We start from the raw sequence: 21,648 nt of genomic DNA on the forward strand, positions 1-21,648 counted from the left end.
GCGCTCGGGCGTCCTGCCTTGGCCCGGGCTCCGCCCGGGCAACCCATGGTGGGGGTGGTCTCCTGGGCGGGTGACGCGTGCCGCCTTGAAGGAGGCGTTCATGGAAGTGGAGCGTCGGCGGCGAACCGGGAGGTGTGATGTCGGCGCGCGCTGGAAGCCAGCACCATCGCCGCCCCGATCAGCCGGCGAGTCGTGACGCTACGAATGACCGCAGCGAGTCGTGACACCACGAATGACCGCAGCGTGCCCGCGGGCCCTGCCGCGTGGCCGGTGCGTCTCCTGCGGGAGCCGATCCGCCCCCGCCGAGGACAAAGCCCTACCGATCCGTGACCAGCAGCGTGTTCCCGTCAAGGTCACTGGCCGTGAAGAACCGGCACACCTCGTAAGACCCCTCCACGTCCCCCGGCTCGCACCCGTGCCGCTCCAGCTCCGACCTGGCCTGGTCGAGGTCGGCGACGGCGAGGTTGCATGTCGCCCAGGCCAGCCCCGGGGCGGCGGCGATGCCGCTGGCGGGTCCCATGAGCGTCAGCGTCGGTGACCCGCTGCCGCACCGGAGCACCGCGCTCCACTCGTCGACGGAGACGACCTGGAAGCCGAGGGCCTCGCTGTACCAGCGGGCGGAGGCGGCCGGGTCGGCGACGGGCAGGAAGGCGGTGGTGATCTGTACGGAGTTCACGCAGTAACGATCTCACCCCGCCTGGACCCATGCCCGGTGCCGGCGGCTGGTGCTCTTGACGATCCTTCCCTCGTGCTCCTGCGCGGGCCAGATCTGCAGCAGGTACCGGTCTGGCGCGTCGTCCTCGAAGGGGTCGGCCTGTCCCTCGTCGAGCCCGTGGACAGTAAAATCCACCCGTGACCCCCGACGACATCGCCGCCCGGCTCGGGTTGCCCGTCGAGGACGTCGAACGGGTGCACCGGCTTGCCGGCGACGGCCCGTCGGCTCCGCTGCCCGCCAAGGCCGACGCGCCCGCGATCCTCGACCGTCTGGCCGTCCCGCGCGACGACGCGGCCGAGATCATGGCGGCCTGGCCCGACCCCGGCTCTCCCCTGTGGACGCCGGAGTTGCGCCAGCTGCTCGATCGTTCGACGGCGCTGGTGCGCGCCGACCTCGGGGGCTACGGCTGGCTGCCGCCGGGGCCGGAGCTGCCGCGCGAGCGCGGTCTCGCCTGGCGGCATCTCTACGTGTACGGCTTCCTGGCCATGGTCGGCGTCGTCATGGACTACCACCGCGACCACGGCATCCCGGAGGCCGTGTCGTGGGCGACGCTCGCGGACCTGGGCCGCAACCTGGCGGTCGACCGGAGGATGAACGGCGAGGGCTGGCCGGTCATGCAGGCCTGGCTGACGCTGCACGCCCGCGGCGGCGTCTACGAGCTGGGTCGCCTCCAGCACCAGCGCGACGACACCGCCATCGCCCTGCACATCCCCGACTCGGGGCCGTTGACCCCTGAGGCCGTCGACGCGTCCCTCGACGAGGCCCGCGCCTTCTTCCCGCGTCACTTCCCCGACGAGCGCTACTCGGCGTTCTCCTGCGGCTCGTGGCTGCTCGACCCACAGCTGCGGGACTACCTCCCGCCCGGCTCCAACATCGTGCGCTTCCAGCAGAGGTTCGAGCTGGAGCCGTACGAGGAGCAGGAAGGCCTGGACGGCGACGTCGAGGTGCTGCGGTTCGCCTTCCGTAGCCTGAGCACGCCGCTCGACCGGCTGCCCCGCCGTACGCTGCTCCAGCGCGCGATCGTCGACCACCTGAAGGCCGGGGGTCACTGGTACTGGCGTCGCGGCCGGTTCGCGATCTGATGGGGATGGCGCGCGGCGCGCGGCTGACCGCCCACGGTGCCGTCCGCGCGGCCTTGGGCCAGTACGGCGACCGCGCGCTGCGCGAGCTTGTGGACACGGCGGTGCCGCTCGGGTCCGGCATCGGCGGCCAGTCCGCCCTGCTGCAGGTCGCCGGTACTCCGGTTTTCGTGAAGCGGATCCCCCTCACCGATCTGGAGCGGCGGCCCGAGCACGTCGGGTCGACGGCGAACCTGTTCGATCTGCCCGCGTTCTGCCATTACGGCCTCGGCGTCGTCGGCTCGCCCGGTTTCGGCGCCTGGCGGGAGCTCGCCGTGCACACCATGACCACGGACTGGGTGCTCGCGGGCAGGTATCCCGGTTTCCCGCTGATGTATCACTGGCGTGTGCTGCCGGGCTCGATACCCGTGTCCGAGGAGCTGGCCGACGTCGAGCGGGCCGTCGGCTACTGGGGCGGCGGCGCGCGGGTGCGTCACCGGCTCGAGGCGCTCCAGGAGTCGTCGGCGAGCATCGCGCTGTTCCTGGAGTACATTCCGCAGAACCTGTTCCAGTGGCTCGACGCCCGGATCGGGGCGGGAGCCGACGCCACCGACCGTGCCTGCGCCATGGTGGAGCGGGAGCTGGCCGCCGGGATCTCGTTCATGAACGGCCACGGGCTGCTGCACTTCGACACGCACTTCGAGAACATCCTGACCGACGGCAGGCGTCTTTACTTCGCCGACTACGGCCTCGCGATCTCCTCGGGGTTCGCCCTGTCGCCGCAGGAGGCCGCCTTCGTGGAGCGTCACCAGACCTACGACCGCTGGTACTCCTCCAAGTATCGGGTGGACTGGCTGGTCACAGCCCTGTACGGGCTGGAGAGGTCGGACGGGGAGGGCCGCTACCGGCGGGTGCTGGCTTACGCGGGCGGCGAGCGCCCCACGGGCATCCCTGACGTGCCCGCGGCGATCATCGCTCGTCACGCGCCGATCGCCGCGGTGATGTCGGACTTCTTCCGGGCGTTCCAGCGGCAGAGCAGGCAGGTCCCCTACCCGGCCTGATGCAGGGCCGTACTCATGGAGAGCGTCGCCTCCAGCGCCCGCATGCGTGCCGCGGCCAGCTCCACGACCGCGCGGGTGGCGGGCGACAGCTCACCCACCGGCCGGTGCACGATGACGAACTCCTCGACCATGGCGGGCTCCAGTGGAGCCCAGTACAGCCGTCCTGGAACCCGCCCGGCCAGCCGGTGCAGCACTCCGCGCAGGCTCACCGTGTCGGCCAGTCCCGTCGCCGCCACCTGCAGCGCCATCTCGGCGTTGTCGACCTCGACGCGCGGGCTCAGCACCTGTCCGGCGTCGGCCAGGCGGCGTGCCAGCAGTTGCCGGGTGGAGTCCTCCTTGCGCCAGCTCACGTCGGGCAGCACCAGCGAGGCGGCGGCCAGCAGCTCGGCGGTGACGGGCCGCCGCACCCGCTCGGGGTCGGCGCTGACGTAGATGAGCTGGTCGTGCATGGTCATGTTGACGACGAGGCCGTCGTAGCCGGGCGGCCGGGCGATCAGCGCCGCCTCCAGCTCGCCCCGCCGCAGCCGCTCCAGGGCCGCCGCCGAGTTCTGCCCGAACAGTTCCAGCCGCACCCCCGGATACCGTTCGAGCACGTCGGACACCAGCTCGACGCCCAGGTAGTAGTGGGCGATGTTGAACATGCCGAACCGCACGGTCCCGGTGAGCACGTCGCGCACCGAGCGGACGGCGCGCACACCTTCCTCGACGGAGGCCAGGGCGGCGACCGCGTGCGGCCGCAGGGCCGTCGCGGCCTCCGTCGCCACCACCCCGCGCCCCGCCCGCTGGAACAGCGGGGTGCCGAGGTGTTGCTCCAGCAGCCGCACCTGGTCGGCGATCGACGGCTGGGCGTAGCCGAGCGCGGCCGCGGCGGCCGTGAACGAGCCGTGTTCGAGCGTCGCCAGGAAGCAGCGCAGCTGATGGAGGGAAACCACGGGAACTCCTGTGCTGTGCCGGGGATCGTCAAGCCAAGGGGACGGAGGGGGACCCGACCGCTGGGTCCGCCCCGCGACACGGTAAGGACTACGCCAAGCCGCGCGGCGCCCTCCGGGACCCCCACTAGCTTCTCGTTCGTCAGATCGCCGAACACGATCAGGGGGACGTGCAGTGAAACTTCGTAGCATCCTTGCAGTTGCCGCGTTGACGGCGGGAGTGACCTGGATGGCCGCCGGGCCCGCCGCGGCCGCCGAGAACGACTGCAAGAAGAAGGGCGGCGTGCTCAGGTCGACCAGTTCCATGGTCTCGGTCTGCGACAACGTCGCCGGGCTGGCGGCCGCGGGCGGGTACGGCTGGCGCATGAACGTGCCGGACGACAACGCCGTGATGGGGACGGCGGAGGAACTGGCGATGCGGGCGGGCCTGCCTGGCCTGTCGAGGGCGTCGGCGGTGCTGAGCCTGGCCGACCTGGCGGGTGTCGCGGCGGGCGCGGGGGTGCCCGCGGTGCCGGCGAGGGTGCCCGCGGGCCTGGAGAGCGTGTCGCAGGTGGCCGAGCTTCCTGACCTGCCGGGCCTGCCTTCGGAGCCGGTCAGCGCGCTGCCGCAGCCGCTCGACAAGCGGCCGGCGCTGCCCGCGCTGCCGGACGCCTCCGGGGCGACCTCGCTCAAGCCTCCGATGGAGCTGATCGAGCCGGTCACCGGCGTCAAGCGGCAGGTCGAGGGGACCGTGACCGGGACCGTGCCGCAGGTGCCCGACGTGGCCGGCCACGTGCCGCTGACCGAGCCGAAGGCCGTGGAGGACCTGACCGGCCTGCTCGACGGTCTCGACCTCGGCAAGTAGCCGATACCGAGCCGACCGCGCGGCCATGAAGAAGGGGGACCCCGGCCGGGGTCCCCCTTCTTCATGAGATCAGGGCGTCGAGCTCGTCCTCCGGCAGCCCCAGATCGAGCCGGATCCGGTAGCGCGTGCGCAGCATGGCCACGTGTTCCGGATCGTCGTCGTCGCAGGCCAGCACCGCCTGGGTGGCCCACTCGTGTCCGGTGGTCAGGTCGCCGTAGGCGGCGAGGGTCTCGGCGATGCTGTGCGCTGTCACAGCGTTCACCTCGCCCTCCGCCTGAAGCGTCGCGATCACTTCGCGCGCCTCGCCTGGCCGTTCGAGCTCGAACAGCGTGTCGGCGATGCCGGCTCTGGGGTCGATGCCTGCTTCTCCACCGTCGTCGACGGCCCGCTGGTAACAGTCGAGAGCTCGCGCCGGCTGTCCGGCCGCCCGCCACTCCTCCGCGGCCAGGACGAGAATCGCCGCCCTGGAGACGTCACCGGAGTTGTAGGTCAGCGCGAGATCGTCGAGTCTCCTGGCCAGAGAGCCGTGGTCGTCGGCCAGCAGGGCCTGCTCGAGCAGGCGATCAAGGTGCTCACGGGTCACATGCGCCACACCGCCGAGACTACCGAGCGACCCGCGATCCTGACTGGCCATTGGCGATGTACGGCTCTGCCTAGGTTTGGCAACGTTTTGTGCAACGCTGTTCACCCTCCGCGTGTCATCCCAGGCCGCCGGGCATAAAGCCCTCGCATGACCGCGACCGGAGGGAGCAGTGATGGGCAAGCAGCTGACCTTCTCCCTGGCCTGTGCGGCGGTGCTGGCCGCTGCCGTGGTGCCCGGTACGGCCGGCTACCTGTCGGCCCGACTGGAATCCGTGGAAGCAGCCGAGCATCAACTGCGCTCGCTGGAGTTGCGCCTGCAGCGTGGTCAGGCCTCGATGACGAGGACGATTTCCTGGCCGCAGCCGTGCGAGATGGCCTCGCCGCTGCCCACGGTGCCGCCCGCTGCGGCGTTCGTGCCCGCCCCGGAGTTCAAGCCGAAGAAGCGGGCACACCAACCGATCATCCCCGAAAGGGGCTCAGCTGCCGGGGCAGAAACCCGCGAATGAGCTGTTTGGCCGCGCCGATGATCTCGGGGTCACCCTCGGGGTCGCGGCGGAAGGCCAGTTTCAATACGGCGTCGCCGGCCTCGACCGACACCAGGATCGCCACGTCGAGCTCGTGGCTGTCGGCCAGGCCGTACTCCTTGAGCAGCAGGCCGCGTAGCCGTCCGGCGATCACGGTGTTGTTGTCGGAGTCGCTGTCGAGCAGGTTCAGGTCGACCACGTCGCCGAAGTGCAGGCTCTTGAAGCCGGGCACGGTGCGGTGCATGTCGACGTAGACGTCGATGATCGCGTCCACCGCGTCCCACCAGCCGCGGAATTCCTCTTCCAGGAAGCGGGCGCCGATGCGGGAGACGAACTGCTCGACGTTGCGCCTGGTCACCTCCTGGGTGATGGCGCGCTTGTCGGGGAAGAACTGGTAAACCGACCCGATGGCGACGCCCGCGCGCTCGGCTATGCGCGTGGTGGACAGCGCCTCGTAACCGATCTCGTCCAGGAGCGCGGCGCAGGCGTCGAGCATGCGCTCGACCCTGCGGGCGCTACGGCGCTGAGTCGGCTGGCGACGCAGCGGAGTCGGATCGTCACAGTCGTCATGACCGTTCTGGGGGATGGACACGAGACCCATCATCCCCCGATCTGGTCACCAATTCACGGATTTCTCAGTACACGCGCAAGTGCGCGCATCGCTCCCGGCGAGATCCGCGACAGCGTATAGCCGATCTTGCCTTCGGCGTTGACGGGGACGACCGCCTCGTTGCGGTGGACAGCACGCAGGATGTGGGCGGCGACCCTCTCGGGTGGATACGAGCGGCGCTCCAGGGCCTTTACGGCAGGCCTCCGGTCCAGGGCGCCCACGAAGACGGCGTTCCTGGCGATGTTGGTGGAGACGAATCCCGGGCAGATCGCGCTCACGCCGATGCCGTGACCCGCCAGCTCGGCCCGCAGCACGTCGCTGAGCGACTTCACCGCCGCCTTGGAGACCGAGTAGGCGGGCAGCAGCCGCGAGGGCGCGAACGCGGCCAGCGAGGCGATGTTGACGATGTGCCCGCCCTCGCCGCGCTCGACCATCTGCTTGGCGAACAGGCGGCAGCCGTGGACGACGCCCCACAGGTTGACGTCGATGATGCGGTGCCAGTCGTCGAGGGAGTGCTCCAGGATCGGTCCGGCGACCGCGACGCCGGCGTTGTTGACGACGACGTCGGGCACGCCGTGGTGCTCGCGGACCCAGCCGGCGAAATCCTCCATCCGGCTCGCGTCGGACACGTCGAGCTCGTACGACACCGCGGCGACCGGGTAGGCCCGTTCGATGCCCTCGGCCGTCTCGGCGGCGGCCTTGCGGTCGAGGTCGGCGCAGATCACGTCGGCGCCGTGCGCGGCGAAGGCCCGTGCCGTGGCACGCCCGATGCCGCTGCCCGCCCCCGTGATCACCACCAGGGTGTCCCTGTACGGCTTGCGCGCGTCGTCGCGCCGCGCCCGCCTGAGCTCGCGGGCCGGCCGTTCCCCCTCGATCGCCAGCACGAACTCGCCGACCATGCGCGCGATCACGTCGGGGTGGCTGCGCTGTACCCAGTGACCTGCGGCCACCTTGCGATGCCAGAACTCCGGCGCCCACTGCTCCAGCGAGGCCAGCAGCCTGGGCGAGACGTAGATGTCGCCGGTCGCCTCGATGAGCTGCACGGGCACGTGGACACCCGGGTCCAGCGGCCTGCTCAGGCGGCCGAACATGTTCTGCCGGTAGAGCTGGAGCCCGTTGCTCGCGTCGGCGGGCAGGGTCCGCGCCGGGTGTCCCGGACGCGGCGGCGTGTCGCCGACCAGGTTCATCGAGCCGTCGAGGAGCCTGCGCGAGAGCACCTTCCAGACGAGCTCGGGCACGACGGGGATCCGGAAGGCGCCGATGTACCAGGAGCGGGCCAGCTGGCCGAGAGCGGCGCGGCGCGTGCCGTACCGCATGAAGTGGGCCGCCTGGTCGAGGCCGGGGCCGCCGATCGTGGTGAACGACGCGACGCGCTCGGCGACGGCGGGGCGGCCGATCGCCTCCCAGCCCTGGATCGAGCCCCAGTCGTGGCCGACGAGGTGGACCAGCGGCTTGCCGATCGCGTCGAGGACGGCGGTGAGGTCGGCGGCGAGATGGTCGAAGGTGTAGTGGCGGCGGTCCGCCGGAGCGGTGGACTCGCCCGCGCCGCGCACGTCGTAGCGAACGACGTGGAAACGGCCGCGCAGGCGCTCCGCCACCTCGTCCCAGACCCGGCGCGTGTCGGGGTAGCCGTGGATCAGCAGGATCGTGGGGCGAGCGGGGTCGCCCTCCTCTTGCAGCGCGAGCCGTACGTCACCAGAGGTTATGGGACCCATGGTCCACCATTAAGGTTTGGCGGACAGCCCGGCGCAAGAGCGGAGCGACTTCCAGTCGGCGATCGCCTGCCTGGCGGCGGCGCCCCTCAGCGGCACCGGAAGGCCGGGAGCCTGGATCGTGGCGGGGGTCCAGACGTCCTTCACGACCTTGCGCCCGTCGATGGTCAGCGTCAGCACGCCGGTCTTGCCGGTGACGGGGCCCCAGTTGTAGAAGACGAAGTTGCCCAGGCCGTAGTTGACGTAGGCCTTGCCCAGGTAGCCGCTGCCGAGCAGCTGGTGGGCGTGCCCGCCGACGATCACGTCGGCGCCCGCCCTGGCCAGCTTGGGCGCCAGCGACGACTGCGCGGGATTCGGGCAGGCCTGCAACTCGGTGCCCCAGTGCAGGAAGACGACCACGGTATCGGAGTTCTTGCGCGCCTCGCGCACCGCCTGGATCAGCCGCGCCTCGTTCTTCGCGCTGGCCAGCCCCGCCTTGCCCGGTCCTGCCGTCCACGACTGGATGAACTCCGCGTCGAGCACCTGGGTGGCGCCGATGACGGCCACCCTGTGACCGTTGACGGTGGCGCGGAACGGCTTGTACGCCTCGTCGTCGTCCTTGCCGACGCCGATGACGGGAAACTTGCTCCTCTTGATCGAGGCGAGCGTGTCGCGCAGGCCGCTCTCCATGTAGTCCATGCCGTGGTTGTTGGCCAGCGAGGCCACGTCGACCCCGGCCGCCTTGAGCGCGGTGAGCGCGCTGGCCGGGGCCCGGAAGGTGTACTGCTTGCCCGGCGCGGGCGTTCCGCCCGTCGTGATCGCGGTCTCCAGGTTGACGACCGCCAGGTCGGCCCTCGACAGGACTCGGGAGATGGGCCCGAGCGCGGTCTTCGGGTTGTTCAGCCGCCCGCGCAGAGCACCTTCGAAGTGGATGTCGCCGCCGAAGGCGATGGTGAACGGCTGTCGTTCGGCGGCGGTCTTCTGCTCGATCGGGCCGATGGTGGGAGTGCCGCCGGTGAGGGTGGTCTCCGGCTCGGATTTGGCCGCGGAGCAAGCGGCAAGCGTGAGGGCGACGGCCAGCGTCGTCGTCGCGAACGCGCGGGGGCTTCTCATCGAGGGGGCACTTCCGGGTCGGGGGCCTAGGGGACAGCATTGAGCATGCCAGAGTGGGCCACCTGTGTCGTTACATGCACCTCATGGCGAACATTCGGGATCTCCAAGATGTCGGCCCACACGCGAGCGGTGTGGGCCGATGAACTCACACCAGGTCGAACTCCCCGTCGCGCACCCCGGCGACGAAGCTCTCCCACTCCTCGGGAGTAAACACCAGGACAGGCCCATCGTCCTGCTTGCTATCCCGTAGCGCGACGTTGCCGTTGGCAAGCTCCGCAAATTCGACGCACGAGGAGTTACCGCTGCAACGCTGGCTCTTGCGCCAGTCGGTCTTGAGAATCACGATCGTTCCCTATCTGGAAGAGGCGTGGCACAGCCCCATTGCCGTGACCATCACCTCGGGGCGGTCACCGCCACATTTCGAGCTTGAGCTTGATCAGATTCCGGCTGGCTTCCTCCGACAGGGCGGTCGCCCTGAGGTGCTCGAAGGCGAGCTCGTAGACGGCGACAAGCTCTGGACCTTCGACGAAGCGGGCCGCCATCAGCGACTCCAAGTAGACCGCATCGTCGAGATCGTTGAATATCAGATGGACGAATGCTCCCGTGTTGACGGGATGCTTGCCGTCCAGCGACAGGACCTGCACGCTCACGTGCGGAAGCAGAGACTGCTCCAGCAAGTATTCGAGCTGCTCACGCATGACCTTCGGCGTGCCGAACTGGCGGATCAGCACTGACTCGTCGAGCACCATCTGCAGCTGCGGCGGGTCGGGCGACTTCAAAAGTCGCTGCTGTCGGTCCATTCTGGCTTCCACCCGGCTCCTGACCCCTCCTTGAGTCAGGCGCGCGATCGCACGGGTGGACTGGATGACCTCCCGCGCGTAGTCCTCGGTTTGCAGCAGACCTGGCACCAGCTGGGGTTCCCAGCCGCGGTGCTCGATGGCCTCCGCTTCCAGCCCCAGAAAAGTGATGAACTCCTGGGGCAGGGCGTCTCCATACTCCTCCCACCAGCCCTGCTCGTCGGCGTCGCGCAGCAAGCTCAGGAGCTCGCCGAGCTTGTCGTCGTTGAGCTCGAACAGTTCGGCCAATGCCTCAATGTCATCAGCACTCGGCATGGTGGTGGAGGATTCGATGCGACTCACCTTGCTCGCCGACCAGCGAAGAGACTTGGCGACGTCACGACCGGTCATCTTGCGCCGCTCGCGGAGCGTGCGCAACTCCTGTCCCAGCAGAAGCCGGCGGACAGTGGGGCTGGGTGGTTTGCGTGACACCCGGGTAGCCCTTCATGAAGGTGGACCGTGCTCCACATCTTAGCGTGCAAGTTGCACGGCAACAGGAGGAGCAACAAACGAAGAAATGTAAATCTTCTATTGCTCGGCCTATTGCAGCGGCAGACCTCCGGAGAGACCATCCAGTCAGAGGCCGCAGAGGCCAGCACACCCGGCAAAGGCGCCGTTCCCGATATCCGCGAGATCCTCCGGGAGGCCCATCTGCCGAACACCTGCTCGCAAAAGAGCCGAGCCGCAGATTGATCCCCTGGCGCCGAGACGGGCTGCCACCCACGGCGACCAGGCCATCAATCCACGGCCCGACAAGAAGTCCACCTTAAGTAATGCCGCGAAAGGGGTCTTCTATGTACTCACAAGGTACCAAGGGGCTCAGTCGAATCAAGACCCGAATCCGGGAACTCATCGCATGGGCGGATCGCGAACTTTGTCTGGAAGAGGATGAATTCGCCCACCGGCGTGGCTGGACCGTCACCAAGACCGGTTTCGGTGCCCGCGCCTACCGCGACCCGCGCTTCGACCAGCTGAAGGCTCGTCGAAGCGTAGCTCTGGTCGCTGAGGAGGTGTCCTGATGTCGAGGAACCCCCGCAACCAGATCTTCCCCGCCTCCGTGGAGGCTCGCACCCACCGCAGCCGCGGTCTGGTGGTGCTGTGGCGCTGGCGCACGGAGCTGCTGGCGCTGGCCCTGCTCGTCATGCTGGTCAGGGCGGGCCAGTGGCTGCCGTTCGCCGCGCTCGGCAGCGTGATCTCGATGCCGGTGGCCACCAGGTTCGGCCGTAGCTGGGTGTTCGGCCACTTCTGGTGCGTCTTCTCCCGCCACCGCATCCAGCGCACCTGCATGGAGACGACCAAGCACACCACTCGGGGGCGCATCCCCCTCATCCTGTGGATCACCCCCACGGCCTCGGGCGAGAAGGCGCTCATCATGACCAGGGCGGGCATCTCCGCCGAGGAGTTCCAGGCCTACGGGCCCGAGCTCGCGGCGGCGTGCTGGGCCAGGCAGGTGCAGGTGCACCGGCACCGGCAGTACGCCAACCTGCTGGTCCTGGAGATCGTGCGCCGTGACGAGCGGCCGGGGGCTGTCGCGCCCGGCATCGAGCGTCTGTACGGCACCGCCTGGACGCCGGTGGCCTCCGAGGAGCCTCTCGATCTCGACCGGTTGCTCATTCCCGCGTAGGGAGACCGGAGCCCCGGGATCGCGGGGGCCCGGGGCTTCCTTCCGCGTGCCGTACGAGATTAGATGAGTTCATCCGACGAACTCAGCCAGGAGCAGTCATGACCACCGTGCACCGGACCTGCCCGCTCTGCGAAGCCGTCTGCGGCCTGACGCTGACACTCGACGACGGTGGACATGTCACGAGCGTCCGCGGCGACAAGGACGACCCGTTCAGCAAGGGTTTCATCTGCCCGAAGGGCGCCTCGCTCGGCAAGCTCGACGAGGACCCCGAGCGCCTGACCAGGCCTGTCGTACGCGAGGGCGACACCTTCCGCGAGGCGAGCTGGGAGGAGGCCTTCGAACTCGTGCGCCAGGCCTGGTCGCAGGTGGCCGACCGCCAGTCCACCGCGATCTACCTGGGCAACCCGAGCGCGCACAGCATGGCGGGCGCGCTCTACGCCACGCCGCTGATCAAGTCGCTCGGCACCCGCAACATCTACTCGGCCAGCACCGCCGACCAGATGCCCAAGCACGTCGCCTGCGGGCTGATGTACGGCGACCCGCTGTCCATCCCGGTGCCCGACCTGGACCGCACCGACTACCTGCTGATGCTCGGCGCCAACCCCATGGAGTCGAACGGCTCGCTGTGCACCGCCCCCGACTTCCCCGGCCGCCTCAAGGCGCTGCGCAGGCGCGGCGGCAAGGTCGTCGTGGTCGACCCGCGCCGCACGAGGACCGCCGACAAGGCCGACGAGCACGTGTTCGTGCGCCCGGGCACCGACGCGTACCTGCTGTTCGGCCTCGTGCACACGCTGTTCGCCGAGGACCTGCTCGACATCGGCCTGGAGGTCAACGGGCTCGACCAGGTCGAGGCGCAGGCCAAGCACTTCCCGCCCGACGTGGTCGCCCGCCGTACCGGCGTTCCCGCCGAGACGGTCGTCAGGCTGGCGCGCGAGCTGGCCGCGGCCGAGCGCGCGGTCGTCTACGCCCGCATCGGCACCTGCACCCAGGAGTACGGCACGCTCGCGCAGTGGCTGGTCGACGTGCTGAACGTGCTCACCGGAAACCTCGACAGGCCGGGCGGCGCCATGTTCCCGATGGGCGCCACGGAGTCCCGCCCGCGGCGCAAGCCGTACCGCACGGGCCGCTGGACGAGCCGGGTGCGTCAGCTGCCCGAGGCCAACGGCGAGCTGCCGGTCGCGACGCTGGCCGACGAGATCGAGACGCCGGGCGAGGGCCAGGTCAGGTTCCTGATCACGGTCGGCGGCAACCCGGTGATGTCGGCGCCCAACGGCGCCCGGCTCGACAAGGCCTTCGAGCAGCTCGACTTCATGGTCAGCGTCGATCCGTGGCTGAACGACACGACCAGGCACGCCAACGTCATCCTGCCGCCGCCGCGCCTGCTGCAGTCGGGCCACTTCGACTTCGCGTTGCAGGGCTTCGCCGTGCGCAACTACACGCGTTACTCGCGGCCGGTGCTGCCGCTGGGTGAGCGGCCCTCGGAGTCGGAGATCCTGGCCCGGCTCACGCAGATCATCACCGGGCTGGACGGGGACCTCGACGAGTTCATCATCGGCCAGACCCCCGGCGCCGCCGAGCTGGAGCTGGAGGGCGAGTCCGGCGCGGAGCGGCGGCTCGACATGATGCTCAAGCTCGGTCCGTACGAGGGCCTGTCGTTGCGCACGCTGCTCGACAACCCGCACGGCATCGACCTGGGGCCGCTGCAGCCGCGCCTGCCCGGCCTGCTCAAGACCGAGTCCGGGCGGGTGGAGCTGGCGCCGCCGCAGCTGGTCGCCGACGTCGAGCGGCTGCTGGCCGGGCTCGACTCCCCCGTGCCCGATCTGGTGCTGATCGGGCGGCGCCACCTGCGCTCCAACAACAGCTGGATGCACCTGACGGGCGGCAGCAACACCTACGACCTGCACATCCATCCGTCGGACGCGACACGGCTGGGGCTCGACGGCAGCGCGGTGGTCAGGTCGGCCGCCGGCGAGCTCACCGTGACCGTGAGGACCACGGACGCGATCATGCCTGGCGTGGTGAGCCTGCCGCACGGCTGGCGGGAGATGAACGTCAACGTGCTCACCGACGAAACGGCGATCGACGTGCCTTCCGGTAACGCCGTCTTCAACGGGGTCCCGGTCACCGTTTCCGTTCCCGAGGTGATCAACGCCCATTAGGGTGTCGCGCGTGACTATCGCGCCGGAACAGGACCGCCTGAACGCCCAGATCGCCTTCGCCATAGAGATCGACAAGTTGAAGCGGGTCATCCGCCGCAACAACCTGATGGACGACTCCCGCCGGGAGAACGACGCTGAGCATTCGTGGTACGTGGCCCTGCTGGCGATGGTGCTGGGCGAGCACGCCCCGCCCGGCACCGACATCCAGCGTGTGGTCGCCATGCTGCTCGTGCACGACCTGGTGGAGATCGACGCGGGCGACACCTTCATCTACGACCCGGTCGCCGTGGCCGCGCAGGAGGCGGCGGAGAAGGCCGCGGCCGACCGCATCTTCGCCATGCTCCCCGCGCCGCAGGGCCAGGAGCTGCGGGCGTTGTGGGACGAGTTCGAGGAGCGGGCGACGCCCGAGGCGGTGTTCGCCAAGGCGCTCGACAGGTTCGCTCCGATCCTCGCCAATCACCACAACGAGGGCGGCACATGGCGGTTGCACGCGGTGACGGCGAGCCAGGTGATGCAGAAAGTGAAGATCATTGAGGAGGGTTCTCCCTCGTTGGGGGCCTATGCCCGGGAGTTGGTCGAGCTGTCTGTCACGCGAGGGCATCTTGCGCCGTAACCCTGGGTAGGGGGAGGTCGTGGAGGAGACAGTTAAGGCACGAAGACGGCATTTGCGGCGTTTTGTCGGGCCGGTCGACCTCGTGGACCGACTCGAGAAGACGAAGGCTCTCGACGGGCCCATCGCCACCCTGGCGAAAGCCGTACGCACCAAACTCGGACCCGGCAGATTGCGCGACCTGCTGCACGGCGTACCCACCGGCCATCCCCTGCACCCGTCGCTGGCGACCGCCAGCCTGGGCTGCCTGGCCTCGGCGACCGTGCTCGACTTCACCGACGTCGATCCGCGCGCCTCGCGCGTCCTGCTGGCCACCGGCGTGGCCACCGCGCTCCCGACGGCCGCTGCCGGGCTGACCGACTGGTCGACGCTCCACCGCGAGCAGCAACGGGTGGGCTTCGTCCACATGGCGGCCAACCTCACCGCGCTCGGCCTGTTCACGGCCTCACTGCTCGTACGGCGGCGCGGCGGCGACGGGCGATTGCTCTCGCTGGCCGGTCTCGGCACCGCGACGCTGGCCGGCTACCTCGGCGGCCACCTGGCCTACCGGCAGGCCGCCGGGGCCAACCACGCCGAGCAGGTCGCCCACCTGGTGCCGCTGGGATGGCACGACCTGTGCCCGCTGCGCGACCTGCCGGACGGCCGCCCGGTCGCCAGGCGCCTGGGCTACATCCAGCTGTTCGTGCTGCGCCACGGCGACAGTGTCAGCGTGCTCGCCGACCGCTGCTCGCACCTGGCGGGGCCGCTGCACCAGGGCAGGCTCGTGGTCGAGGACGGCGAGTCCTGCGTCACCTGCCCCTGGCACGGCAGCACGTTCAGGCTGTCCGACGGCAGCGTCAAGCACGGTCCCGCCACGGCGCCGCAGCCGTGCTTCCAGACCAGGGTGCGCTCCGACGGCGTGATCCAGGTGCGCCCGGGGGTTGACCTCAACAAAGCTTGAGGTCTTAGCGTCGGCGACATGATTCTCGTCACCGGAGCAACCGGGAACGTCGGCCGTCATGCTGTCGAACTGCTCGCCTCCGCGGGGGTGCCCGTGCGAGCGCTCACGCGAAGGCCCGCGGAATTCCCCGCGGGGGTCGAGGTCGTGCACGGCGACCTGACCGACCCCGCGTCCTTGGACGACGCCCTCGACGGCGTCGACTCGGTCCTGCTGATCTGGCCGGGCTTCGCCGCCTCGACCGCGGCCGAGGTGGTCTCGGCCGTCAAACGCCACGCCAGGCGCGTGGTCTACCTGTCGGCGAACCTGCCTCCCGATTCGACCATGTTCCACGTGGACGTGGAGCGGCTCGTGCGCGAGTCGGGGCTGGCCTGGACGTTCCTTCGCCCAGGAGGCTTCGCCACCAACACCCTGTCGTGGATCGACGACGTGCGGAACTCCGGCGTCGTGCGCTGGGTGTACGGCGATGCGGCGCGCTCGCTGATCCACGAGGCCGACATCGCCGCGGTCGCCGCCCACGTGCTCACCTCCGCCGGCCACGACGGCCAGGCCTACGTGCTCAGCGGCCCCGAGGCCGTCACCCAGGCCGAGCAGGTGCGCCTGATCGGCGAGGCCCTCGGCGTCCCGGCCCGCTGGGAGGAGGTCGAGCCCGACGTCGTCATCGGGGAGCTGGCCTCCCACTGGGGCGACCCCGATCTGGTCCGGGGGGCGGTCGCCGCCTGGGCGAGCTTCGTCCACGAACCCGAGCAGGTCACCGACACCGTGGAACGCCTGACGGGCAGGCCCGCCCGGTCCTACGCGGAGTGGGCGAGAGACCGCGTGACCAAGGTGTGACGCAACGCACGATTGCATGACCATGCGTTCCAGTGCATACTCTTACTCATGTCCAAGGTCCTCACCTCCCTGCCGATCGGCGAACGCGTCGGCATCGCCTTCTCCGGCGGCCTCGACACGTCCGTAGCCGTCGCCTGGATGCGCGCCAAGGGCGCTGTCCCGTGCACCTACACGGCCGACCTCGGCCAGTACGACGAGCCCGACATCGCCTCGGTGCCCGGCCGGGCGCACAGCTACGGCGCCGAGATCGCGCGACTCGTCGACTGCCGTGCGGCGCTGGTGGAGGAGGGCCTGGCCGCGCTGGCCTGCGGCGCGTTCCACATCCGCTCGGGCGGGCGGGCCTACTTCAACACCACCCCGCTCGGCCGGGCGGTGACGGGCACCCTGCTGGTGCGTGCCATGCTCCAGGACAACGTGCAGATCTGGGGCGACGGCTCGACCTTCAAGGGCAACGACATCGAGCGGTTCTACCGCTACGGCCTGCTGGCCAACCCCTCGCTGCGGATCTACAAGCCGTGGCTCGACGCCCAGTTCGTCAGCGAGCTCGGCGGGCGCAAGGAGATGTCGGAATGGCTGGTCGCCCACGACCTGCCGTACCGCGACAGCGTGGAGAAGGCCTACTCCACCGACGCCAACATCTGGGGCGCCACCCACGAGGCCAAGACGCTGGAGCACCTGGACACCTCCATCGAGATCGTCGACCCGATCATGGGCGTGCGGTTCTGGGACCCGTCGGTCGAGATCGACACCGAGGACGTGACGATCGGCTTCGAGCAGGGCCGGCCGGTGACGATCAACGGCAAGGAGTTCGCCTCCGCCGTCGACCTCGTCATGGAGGCCAACGCCATCGGCGGGCGGCACGGACTGGGCATGTCCGACCAGATCGAGAACCGGATCATCGAGGCCAAGAGCCGGGGCATCTACGAGGCCCCCGGCATGGCGCTCCTGCACCACGCCTACGAGCGGCTGGTCAACGCCATCCACAACGAGGACACCCTGGCGACCTACCACGCCGAGGGGCGGCGGCTGGGCCGGCTCATGTACGAAGGCCGCTGGCTCGACCCGCAGTCGCTCATGCTGCGCGAGTCGCTGCAGCGGTGGGTCGGCATGGCCATCACCGGCGAGGTGACGCTGCGGCTGCGGCGCGGCGAGGACTTCTCCATCCTCGACACCACCGGCCCCCACCTCAGCTACCACCCCGACAAGCTGTCGATGGAGCGGACCGAGGACTCCGCGTTCGGCCCGGTGGACCGGATCGGCCAGCTCACCATGCGCAACCTCGACATCGCCGACTCGCGCTCCAAGCTGGAGCACTACGCCGGTCTCGGCATGGTGGGCAGCACCCACCCCGCCCTGCTCGGCGTCACCCAGGCCACCCCCACCGACCTCATCGGCGAGCTGGAGGAGGGCGGCGCCCAGGCGATCGCCTCGCGCGGCACCGTCCCCGACGACGAGCTGCTCGACCGCGCCGCCATGGAGTTCGGCACCGACTAAGGAATCTCCTGTGGCTGACCCAGGAAGGCGGCGCTACCTCGGTGGCGCCGCCTTCCTTAGCGTCGTCGCATGCGAACCCCCCTCGGCGCGGTGCTCTGCCTGATCTCGGCCGTCGGCTTCGGCCTGGCCCCGATCTTCGCCAAGGAGGCCTACGCCGCAGGAGTGAGCCTCCAGACGCTGCTGGTCGTCCGGTTCGGCCTGGCGGCGCTGCTGTTCTGGCTGCTGGCGGCCTGGCGCAGGCCGCGGCTGCCCTCCTGGCGGGTGCTGCTTGTCTGCCTGGCTCTCGGCGCCGTGGGCTACGCGGGCCAGGCGGCCCTGTACTTCGGCGCGCTGACGCTCACCAGCGCCTCGCTGGTCTCGCTGCTGCTGTACGCCTATCCGGCCATCGTCACCGGGATCGCGGTCGCCCTGCGCAGGCAGGGGCTCGACCGGGGCAGGGTCGCCGCGCTCACCTCGTCGGCGCTCGGGCTGCTGCTCCTGCTCGGCACCGGCGACGCCGGCAACCTGGCGGGGGTGATGCTGGCGCTCGGCGCGGCGGTGACCTACGCGCTGTACCTGACGGTCGCCGACGGGCTGCCGCGCGAGCTGGACCTGTTCCTGCTGTCGGCCGTCGTGTGCACGGGCGCCGCGGCCAGCGTCACGGCCTTCTCCGGGCTACCTTCCGTGCCCGGGAGCGCCTGGCCGTGGCTGGTGACGCTGGCGGTGTTCTCGACGGTGGTGCCCATCGTGACCATGTTCGCCGGCGTGCGGTCGGTGGGCGCCTCGACCGCGGCGATCCTGTCGTGCGTGGAACCGGCCGTCACCGTCGCGTCGACCGCGCTGGTCTACGGCGAGAGCCTGACGGCGGTGCAACTCCTGGGAGGCGCCGCCGTCGTGGCCGCGATCTTCATGATGGGTCGGTTTCCCCGTCGGCTGGATGCTCCACGAGAGCGAGAATTCGGCTCGACATGAATCTGGCGGTGCGGACCGGGCTGCCGGTCCTGGTGACCTCGCTGACCTCGATGAGCCCGCGCCGGGTGGCCACCTCGACCCGGCGTCCTGCTCTGGTGGCGATGACCTCGTAGGTGCGCGGGGCGCCGTCGCCCGCGTCGATGACGATCTCTACACGGTCGCCCTTCATGTCTGATATTTACCCGTACACCAGTTTGATAATCGCCGTCAGGCCCACACAAACGATGATCCCGCGCAGCACCGGAGCCGGGATCCTGCGCCCGACCTTGGCTCCCACGAAGCCGCCGATCATGGAGCCGATCGCGATGGCGCCCACCGCCCACCAGTCGATCTCGGCGATGATCAGGAACAGGACCGCGGCGGTGAAGTTGACGACCAGCGAGAGCACGTTCTTGGCGGCGTTGACCCGCTGCAGGCCCTCGTCGAGCATCAGGCCGAGGATGCCGATGAGCAGCACTCCCTGGGCGGCGCCGAAGTAACCGCCGTAGATGCCGGCGCCGAAGACGGCCAGCCACAACCACGGCCCGCCGTGCGGGTGGGCGTGGGGCGCGGCCATCCGCTTGCTCAGCCAGGGCTGGATGATGACCAGGACGCAGGCCAGGCCGATGAGGATGGGGACGACGACCTGGAACACCCCCGGGTCGAGGTTGATCAGCAACAGACCGCCGAGCGCCGCTCCGAGCATCGAGGCGGCGCCGAGCCGTATCAGCCGCGAGCGCTGGCCGGTCAGCTCCTTGCGGTAGCCGTACGCTCCGGTGAAGGAGCCGGGCACCAGGCCGATGTTGTTCGAGACGTTCGCGACCACGGGCGGAACGCCGAAGGCGACCAGCGTGGGAAAGGTGATGAGGGAACCGGACCCGACGACCGCGTTGATCGCGCCGGCTCCGACGCCGGCGGCACAAACGGCCAGGGCCTCCAGGGGTGTCATATGGTGAGCATAGGGGCGTCCACATAGTGGACTCAGGAGGGGTCGCCCTCCTTGAGGAATCCGAGCCCCGCCAGGTCGGGAGGAACCACCCAGACCTTGTTGGAGCCACTCTTGGCAATCTCGGGAAGCGCCTGGATGTACTGGTAGGCCAGCACGCGATGGTCGACGTTGCTCTCCTGGATGGCCCTGGCGACCAGGCCGATGGCGTCGGCATGGCCCTTGGCGCGCATGCCCTCGGCGCGGGCCTCGGCCTCGGCCCGCAGGACGATGGCCTGCGCCTCGCCCTGGGCACGCAGGATGGCGGCCTCCTTCTCGCCCTCGGCGGCCGCGATCTCCGCCTTGCTCCGGTCGGCCGCCGCCTTGGCCGCCGCCTCGTTGTCGAGCTGGGTCTGCCGCTGCCTGGCGCGCGACTCCTGGATCGCGGCGGGCGGGTCGATCGACTTCAGCTGCACCCGCTTGATCTGCACGCCCCAGGTCTCGGTCGACTCGGCCAGCTCCAGGCGCAGCTGGTTGGCGATCTCCTCGCGGGCGTCGAGCAGCTCGTCGACGTCCTTGCCGCCTGCGACGTTCCTGAGCGCGGAGGCGGTCACCTGCTCCATCGCGCTGAAGTAGTTGGCCACCTCGTAGGTGGCGGCCTTGGGATTGACGACCTGGTAGGAGACGACCACGTCGACGGAGACGATCTGGTTGTCGGACGACAGCACCGTCTGCGGCGGGAACGGCTGGACCTGCTCGCGCATGTCGAGCATGTCGCGCATCTTGTCGATGAAGGGCACCACCAGGCTCGTGCCCGGCGTGAGGGTGCGGTGGTAGCTGCCCATCCGCTCCACGATGGCCGCGCTGCCCTGCGGGATGACCCGGATGGAGCGCACCACGATGAACCCCAGCACGCCGAACGCGACGACCAGGACAGCCAGTAGTTCCACGTTCATGGCGACGCTCCGGGGGAGATGGAGTCCGACCTCGGAAATGATATTTCCCTCAAGTCACCTATGCCCGTCAACCGGCCAAATACGATCTAGGCGAGTCCAGCACGTTACGCAGCCTGCGCGCGCCGGGCGACCAGCCGGTGGGCCAGGTCGCGGCGGTTGAGCCAGGCGACCACCTGGGCGGCGCCGGGCAGGCAGGCCGCTCCCACCAGGCGTCACGCGTCACGGCGCTGCCAGGCGGAGTCACGCGCGTCGTCGGCCAGCCGCGCGGCGATCTGCTTGCGGGCAGCGCCGTCGAGCTGGGTCAGATACGTCGGGAGGTCGTCGGCTTCCTGCCACGGCTTCACGGTCATGGCCGGACCTTGGCGATCACTCCCGACAGGAATGCCCGCCTAGTAGGCCCGCGCGTACCAGCGGCCCTCCGCGCTGCGGTCGAGCGTCAACGGCACCCCGAACGTACGCGACAGGTTGTCGGCGGTCATCACGTGGTCGAGCGGCCCCTGGGCCACCACGGAACCGTGACGCAGCAGCAGGCCGTGGGTGAAGCCGGTGGGCACCTCCTCGACGTGGTGGGTGACCAGCACGAGGGTGGGCGAGCGGCGGTCCTGGGCCAGATGCGACAGGCGTCGTACGAGGTCTTCGCGTCCGCCCAGGTCGAGACCCGCGGCGGGTTCGTCGAGCAGCAGCAGCTCGGGGTCGGGCATCAGCGCGCGGGCGATCTGGACCCGCTTGCGCTCACCCTCCGACAAGGTGCCGAAACGGCGCCTGATCAGATGCGCGGCGCCCATCATGTCGATCAGCTCGACCGCACGGGTCACGTCGTTGGAGTCGTACTCCTCCGAATACCGCCCGATGATCGCATAGGAGGCGGTCAGCACCAGGTCGATGACCTTCTCGTCCTGCGGGATGCGCTCGGCCAGAGCCGAGCTGGCCAGCCCGATCCGTGGCCGCAGGTCGAACACGTCCGTCTGGCCGATCACTTCGCCCAGGACCTCGACCTGACCCTCACTTGGATACAGCAACGTGGCCGCGACCTGCAACAACGTGGTCTTGCCAGCGCCGTTGGGCCCGATCACCACCCATCGCTCGTCCTCGTGGACCGTCCAGTCGATGCCGCGCAGCAGGGCCGCCCCATCTCGCCGCACGGCGACGTCCTGGAGCCGCAGCACCTGACCACCCATCCCCGGATCCTCTCTACGCCCGTAGGTCTGGGACAAAC

26 protein-coding genes are annotated in these 21,648 nt (G+C 69.8%); 12 read left to right on the forward strand and 14 right to left on the reverse strand.

The window, feature by feature from the left end; all coding sequences use genetic code 11:
* Nucleotides 1–316: 316 nt before the first annotated feature.
* Both HNR30_RS13160 and HNR30_RS13165 read right to left on the reverse strand, forming a co-directional pair.
* Nucleotides 317–676 (reverse strand): VOC family protein, encoded by a 360-nt coding sequence (locus tag HNR30_RS13160; RefSeq protein WP_181610128.1) that lies wholly within the window; start codon nucleotides 674–676, stop codon nucleotides 317–319.
* Between the two features lie 12 nt (nucleotides 677–688).
* Nucleotides 689–850, reverse strand: a complete 162-nt coding sequence (locus HNR30_RS13165) for a hypothetical protein (RefSeq protein WP_181610129.1) — start codon at nucleotides 848–850, stop codon at nucleotides 689–691.
* A gap of 2 nt (nucleotides 851–852) precedes the next feature.
* On the opposite strand from HNR30_RS13165, the gene HNR30_RS13170 reads away from it, so the two are divergent.
* Together HNR30_RS13170 and HNR30_RS13175 are read left to right on the forward strand one after the other, a co-directional pair.
* On the forward strand, nucleotides 853–1,797 hold the full coding sequence (locus HNR30_RS13170) for an acyltransferase domain-containing protein (protein WP_181610130.1): 945 nt from the start codon (nucleotides 853–855) through the stop codon (nucleotides 1,795–1,797).
* A gap of 5 nt (nucleotides 1,798–1,802) precedes the next feature.
* Entirely contained in the window at nucleotides 1,803–2,834 is a 1,032-nt protein-coding gene (locus tag HNR30_RS13175; RefSeq protein ID WP_181610131.1) for a protein kinase family protein, read from the forward strand.
* Here HNR30_RS13175 and HNR30_RS13180 read toward each other — a convergent pair.
* Nucleotides 2,822–3,766 (reverse strand): LysR family transcriptional regulator, encoded by a 945-nt coding sequence (locus HNR30_RS13180; RefSeq protein WP_181610132.1) that lies wholly within the window; start codon nucleotides 3,764–3,766, stop codon nucleotides 2,822–2,824. The genes HNR30_RS13175 and HNR30_RS13180 overlap by 13 nt on opposite strands.
* 172 nt (nucleotides 3,767–3,938) lie before the next feature.
* Between HNR30_RS13180 and HNR30_RS13185 the strand changes: the two genes are divergently transcribed.
* Nucleotides 3,939–4,607, forward strand: coding sequence for a hypothetical protein (locus HNR30_RS13185; RefSeq protein ID WP_181610133.1), 669 nt, complete (start codon nucleotides 3,939–3,941; stop codon nucleotides 4,605–4,607).
* A gap of 61 nt (nucleotides 4,608–4,668) precedes the next feature.
* Here the strand turns inward: HNR30_RS13185 and HNR30_RS13190 are convergent, their stop codons facing one another.
* Complete coding sequence (locus tag HNR30_RS13190; protein ID WP_312894381.1) at nucleotides 4,669–5,199, reverse strand: hypothetical protein; 531 nt, start codon at nucleotides 5,197–5,199, stop codon at nucleotides 4,669–4,671.
* 163 nt (nucleotides 5,200–5,362) lie between these two features.
* Between HNR30_RS13190 and HNR30_RS13195 the strand changes: the two genes are divergently transcribed.
* Nucleotides 5,363–5,695 carry a hypothetical protein gene (locus tag HNR30_RS13195; RefSeq protein WP_181610134.1) on the forward strand — a complete coding sequence of 111 codons (333 nt, stop codon included), beginning with the start codon at nucleotides 5,363–5,365 and terminating at the stop codon, nucleotides 5,693–5,695.
* Here HNR30_RS13195 and HNR30_RS13200 read toward each other — a convergent pair.
* The 5 genes from HNR30_RS13200 to HNR30_RS13220 form a co-directional block, all read right to left on the reverse strand.
* Nucleotides 5,649–6,305 carry a TetR/AcrR family transcriptional regulator gene (locus HNR30_RS13200; protein ID WP_312894382.1) on the reverse strand — a complete coding sequence of 219 codons (657 nt, stop codon included), beginning with the start codon at nucleotides 6,303–6,305 and terminating at the stop codon, nucleotides 5,649–5,651. The genes HNR30_RS13195 and HNR30_RS13200 overlap by 47 nt on opposite strands.
* Nucleotides 6,306–6,337: 32 nt before the next feature.
* Nucleotides 6,338–8,038 carry an SDR family oxidoreductase gene (locus HNR30_RS13205; RefSeq protein WP_181610135.1) on the reverse strand — a complete coding sequence of 567 codons (1,701 nt, stop codon included), beginning with the start codon at nucleotides 8,036–8,038 and terminating at the stop codon, nucleotides 6,338–6,340.
* Nucleotides 8,039–8,047: 9 nt separating this feature from the next.
* Nucleotides 8,048–9,127: a CapA family protein gene (locus HNR30_RS13210; protein WP_181610136.1), complete on the reverse strand. Its 1,080-nt coding sequence runs from the start codon at nucleotides 9,125–9,127 to the stop codon at nucleotides 8,048–8,050.
* Nucleotides 9,128–9,272: 145 nt separating this feature from the next.
* Complete coding sequence (locus HNR30_RS13215; RefSeq protein WP_312894383.1) at nucleotides 9,273–9,470, reverse strand: DUF397 domain-containing protein; 198 nt, start codon at nucleotides 9,468–9,470, stop codon at nucleotides 9,273–9,275.
* Between the two features lie 64 nt (nucleotides 9,471–9,534).
* Nucleotides 9,535–10,341: a helix-turn-helix domain-containing protein gene (locus HNR30_RS13220; RefSeq protein WP_246378546.1), complete on the reverse strand. Its 807-nt coding sequence runs from the start codon at nucleotides 10,339–10,341 to the stop codon at nucleotides 9,535–9,537.
* 416 nt (nucleotides 10,342–10,757) lie between these two features.
* Between HNR30_RS13220 and HNR30_RS13225 the strand changes: the two genes are divergently transcribed.
* The 8 genes from HNR30_RS13225 to HNR30_RS13260 all read left to right on the forward strand — a co-directional run bounded on the left by HNR30_RS13225 (nucleotide 10,758) and on the right by HNR30_RS13260 (nucleotide 18,572).
* Nucleotides 10,758–10,982 (forward strand): hypothetical protein, encoded by a 225-nt coding sequence (locus HNR30_RS13225; protein ID WP_181610137.1) that lies wholly within the window; start codon nucleotides 10,758–10,760, stop codon nucleotides 10,980–10,982.
* Nucleotides 10,982–11,587 (forward strand): hypothetical protein, encoded by a 606-nt coding sequence (locus HNR30_RS13230; protein WP_181610138.1) that lies wholly within the window; start codon nucleotides 10,982–10,984, stop codon nucleotides 11,585–11,587. The genes HNR30_RS13225 and HNR30_RS13230 overlap by 1 nt, the downstream gene beginning before the upstream one ends.
* A 98-nt stretch (nucleotides 11,588–11,685) precedes the next feature.
* Nucleotides 11,686–13,746 (forward strand): molybdopterin-dependent oxidoreductase, encoded by a 2,061-nt coding sequence (locus HNR30_RS13235; protein ID WP_181610139.1) that lies wholly within the window; start codon nucleotides 11,686–11,688, stop codon nucleotides 13,744–13,746.
* Between the two features lies 1 nt (nucleotide 13,747).
* Nucleotides 13,748–14,359, forward strand: coding sequence for an HD domain-containing protein (locus HNR30_RS13240; RefSeq protein WP_181610140.1), 612 nt, complete (start codon nucleotides 13,748–13,750; stop codon nucleotides 14,357–14,359).
* 82 nt (nucleotides 14,360–14,441) lie between these two features.
* Complete coding sequence (locus tag HNR30_RS13245) at nucleotides 14,442–15,296, forward strand: Rieske (2Fe-2S) protein (RefSeq protein WP_312894384.1); 855 nt, start codon at nucleotides 14,442–14,444, stop codon at nucleotides 15,294–15,296.
* An 18-nt stretch (nucleotides 15,297–15,314) separates the two neighbouring features.
* Complete coding sequence (locus tag HNR30_RS13250) at nucleotides 15,315–16,127, forward strand: NAD(P)H-binding protein (protein ID WP_181610142.1); 813 nt, start codon at nucleotides 15,315–15,317, stop codon at nucleotides 16,125–16,127.
* A 48-nt stretch (nucleotides 16,128–16,175) separates the two neighbouring features.
* Nucleotides 16,176–17,621, forward strand: coding sequence for an argininosuccinate synthase (gene argG / locus HNR30_RS13255; protein WP_181610143.1), 1,446 nt, complete (start codon nucleotides 16,176–16,178; stop codon nucleotides 17,619–17,621).
* A 69-nt stretch (nucleotides 17,622–17,690) separates the two neighbouring features.
* A complete protein-coding gene (locus tag HNR30_RS13260; protein WP_220133562.1) occupies nucleotides 17,691–18,572 on the forward strand; it encodes a DMT family transporter in 882 nt (293 codons plus the stop codon).
* Here HNR30_RS13260 and HNR30_RS50790 read toward each other — a convergent pair.
* From HNR30_RS50790 to HNR30_RS13280, 5 genes are all read right to left on the reverse strand, one after another.
* A complete protein-coding gene (locus HNR30_RS50790) occupies nucleotides 18,508–18,741 on the reverse strand; it encodes a DUF8836 family protein (protein WP_512699300.1) in 234 nt (77 codons plus the stop codon). The two genes, HNR30_RS13260 and HNR30_RS50790, sit on opposite strands and share 65 nt — an antisense overlap.
* Nucleotides 18,742–18,750: 9 nt before the next feature.
* Nucleotides 18,751–19,500, reverse strand: a complete 750-nt coding sequence (locus tag HNR30_RS13265) for a sulfite exporter TauE/SafE family protein (RefSeq protein ID WP_181610144.1) — start codon at nucleotides 19,498–19,500, stop codon at nucleotides 18,751–18,753.
* A 32-nt stretch (nucleotides 19,501–19,532) separates the two neighbouring features.
* Complete coding sequence (locus HNR30_RS13270) at nucleotides 19,533–20,432, reverse strand: SPFH domain-containing protein (RefSeq protein WP_181610145.1); 900 nt, start codon at nucleotides 20,430–20,432, stop codon at nucleotides 19,533–19,535.
* A gap of 212 nt (nucleotides 20,433–20,644) precedes the next feature.
* The gene (locus HNR30_RS13275) at nucleotides 20,645–20,782 is read right to left on the reverse strand and encodes a hypothetical protein (RefSeq protein ID WP_181610146.1); all 138 of its coding nucleotides are present in this window, start codon (nucleotides 20,780–20,782) and stop codon (nucleotides 20,645–20,647) included.
* A gap of 39 nt (nucleotides 20,783–20,821) precedes the next feature.
* Nucleotides 20,822–21,610 (reverse strand): ABC transporter ATP-binding protein, encoded by a 789-nt coding sequence (locus HNR30_RS13280; RefSeq protein ID WP_181610147.1) that lies wholly within the window; start codon nucleotides 21,608–21,610, stop codon nucleotides 20,822–20,824.
* Between the last annotated feature and the right edge of the window lie 38 nt (nucleotides 21,611–21,648).

Source organism: Nonomuraea soli (assembly GCF_013761175.1).
Taxonomy (GTDB): Bacteria; Actinomycetota; Actinomycetes; order Streptosporangiales; family Streptosporangiaceae; genus Nonomuraea; species Nonomuraea soli.

Coding starts and splice junctions, on each gene's coding strand:
- HNR30_RS13175 (WP_181610131.1), top strand. CDS start 1,803: ATGGCGCGCGGCGCGCGGCTGACCGCCCACGGTGCCGTCCGCGCGGCC.
- HNR30_RS13195 (WP_181610134.1), top strand. CDS start 5,363: ATGGGCAAGCAGCTGACCTTCTCCCTGGCCTGTGCGGCGGTGCTGGCC.
- HNR30_RS13205 (WP_181610135.1), bottom strand. CDS start 8,038: ATGGGTCCCATAACCTCTGGTGACGTACGGCTCGCGCTGCAAGAGGAG.
- HNR30_RS13210 (WP_181610136.1), bottom strand. CDS start 9,127: ATGAGAAGCCCCCGCGCGTTCGCGACGACGACGCTGGCCGTCGCCCTC.
- HNR30_RS13225 (WP_181610137.1), top strand. CDS start 10,758: ATGTACTCACAAGGTACCAAGGGGCTCAGTCGAATCAAGACCCGAATC.
- HNR30_RS13230 (WP_181610138.1), top strand. CDS start 10,982: ATGTCGAGGAACCCCCGCAACCAGATCTTCCCCGCCTCCGTGGAGGCT.
- HNR30_RS13235 (WP_181610139.1), top strand. CDS start 11,686: ATGACCACCGTGCACCGGACCTGCCCGCTCTGCGAAGCCGTCTGCGGC.
- HNR30_RS13250 (WP_181610142.1), top strand. CDS start 15,315: ATGATTCTCGTCACCGGAGCAACCGGGAACGTCGGCCGTCATGCTGTC.
- argG (WP_181610143.1), top strand. CDS start 16,176: ATGTCCAAGGTCCTCACCTCCCTGCCGATCGGCGAACGCGTCGGCATC.
- HNR30_RS13260 (WP_220133562.1), top strand. CDS start 17,691: ATGCGAACCCCCCTCGGCGCGGTGCTCTGCCTGATCTCGGCCGTCGGC.
- HNR30_RS50790 (WP_512699300.1), bottom strand. CDS start 18,741: ATGAAGGGCGACCGTGTAGAGATCGTCATCGACGCGGGCGACGGCGCC.
- HNR30_RS13265 (WP_181610144.1), bottom strand. CDS start 19,500: ATGACACCCCTGGAGGCCCTGGCCGTTTGTGCCGCCGGCGTCGGAGCC.
- HNR30_RS13270 (WP_181610145.1), bottom strand. CDS start 20,432: ATGAACGTGGAACTACTGGCTGTCCTGGTCGTCGCGTTCGGCGTGCTG.
- HNR30_RS13275 (WP_181610146.1), bottom strand. CDS start 20,782: ATGACCGTGAAGCCGTGGCAGGAAGCCGACGACCTCCCGACGTATCTG.
- HNR30_RS13280 (WP_181610147.1), bottom strand. CDS start 21,610: ATGGGTGGTCAGGTGCTGCGGCTCCAGGACGTCGCCGTGCGGCGAGAT.